Annotated in this window: 2 protein-coding genes; one reads left to right on the forward strand and one right to left on the reverse strand. The window is 68.6% G+C overall.

What is annotated here, in order from left to right:
- On the forward strand, window positions 1-442 hold a 442-nt coding region (locus tag AC1DU6_RS30800), incomplete at its 5' end, for a GNAT family N-acetyltransferase (protein ID WP_477861897.1).
- Here AC1DU6_RS30800 and AC1DU6_RS30805 read toward each other — a convergent pair.
- Complete coding sequence (locus tag AC1DU6_RS30805; RefSeq protein WP_477861899.1) at window positions 439-1,368, reverse strand: DUF2785 domain-containing protein; 930 nt, start codon at window positions 1,366-1,368, stop codon at window positions 439-441. The two genes, AC1DU6_RS30800 and AC1DU6_RS30805, sit on opposite strands and share 4 nt — an antisense overlap.
- Between the last annotated feature and the right edge of the window lie 156 nt (window positions 1,369-1,524).

The raw sequence follows: 1,524 nt of genomic DNA on the forward strand, positions 1-1,524 counted from the left end.
CTTCGAGACCCGCATCAACTCACGGCCGCCCGGCTTCTACTCACACGAGGGCGTTGGTGCCGCCATTGCGCTGGCCGAGCGCGAGGCTGCCGAGGACAAGGGCTACCAGTTCCTCGTGCGTACCGTGGCCGGCGAGCTGGTGGGCCGCGTGAACCTGATCGGCGTGAAACGCGCCCATTTCCAGATGGCTGAGCTGGGCTATCGCATGGCCGAGTCGGCCTGCGGCCGGGGCTACGCCAGCGAGGCCGTGCGGCTGGTGCTGGCCAAGGCCTTTGGCGAGCTGGGCTTGATGCGCGTGGAGGCCAACGCACGCGTCGGCAACGGCGGCTCGGTGAAGGTGCTGCTGCGCAATGGCTTTCGCCAGTTCGGCCATTCGCTGCGCAGCTTCGAGCTCGGTGGCGTCTGGCACGACCGGCTTCACTTCGAGCGGCACGCCGACTAAGGCAGGCGGCGTAGCGTCTTCTGCAGCGGCGCCACGAGCCGTTCGCGCTGGGCGGCGTCGGTGACGTCCAGCACGCCGGCCAGCAGCGGCCACAGGAACTCTCGCAGATTGTGCAGATCGGTCAGCGCGGTCTCGTCCCAGCCCTTGGCTGCCTTCAATGGCTGCAGCAGCCGGTCCAGCCACGCTTGCACCGCGGCTTCATCGGGCTTGAGTCGCAGCTGGAGTTGCAGCGCCGCACGCGCCAGGCGCTGGCCTTCACCGAAGCGGTAGGCATGCCTGTGGTCGGCAAGCACCTGGCTGCTGACGGCGTCCAGAAGTTGTTGGCGCTGCGCCGCGCTCAGCGCCTCGTTCATGCCGAGCTGCAGGGCCAAATCGGCACCGTGGGCCACGCCGTGGCGCCAGCCCTCGCCGGGGGTGAAGCCGCGGTAGTCGCGCACGCTGCTGAGGAAGCGTGTGGCATGCTCGACGAGCTCGCCGCGCTGCTCGGTGGTCATGAAGGGCTTGAGGCGGTCGGCCCTTGCCACCTCGGCCAGCGTGAGGACCGCAAAGGGCTGGTGCACGCCGGCGGTGTCGGGCTTGGCGTCCAGCACGGCGACGAGGTCGGTGCGCAGGCGTTGCAGCGTGGCGGCCTCCAGCTTGCCGCCGCGCGCCCATGCAGAGATCTGCTCGAAGGCAATGTCGTCGCGCAGTTGGGGGTCGGGGTGCCCCAGACAGGGCAGCAGTGCAACGGCCTGCTGCTGGATGCGACCGGCATCGGTTTCGGTCTTCAAGTCGACGGGCGGCGCGCAGGTCTGGGCGGCGACGCCCACGCTCAGCGTGGACAGCAACAGGCAGATGCGGACGGACGCGGTCTTCATGGAGGCACAGTAGCGCACGATGTGGCCCGCGGGCGAAAAGTCACCGCTGCTGACGACAATGCGCCGCATGGAAGATGACCTGGTGGATACGCTGCGGCGTCTGGAAGTCGAACTGCATCACCCCGGCGTGCGCCTGGACGAAGCGCGGTTGCAAGCCCTGCTGCACGCGGATTTTCACGAGGTTGGCCGTTCCGGTCGGGCCTATGACCGACCCACCATCCTGCG

It is taken from the genome of Roseateles sp. P5_B10, assembly GCF_056400485.1.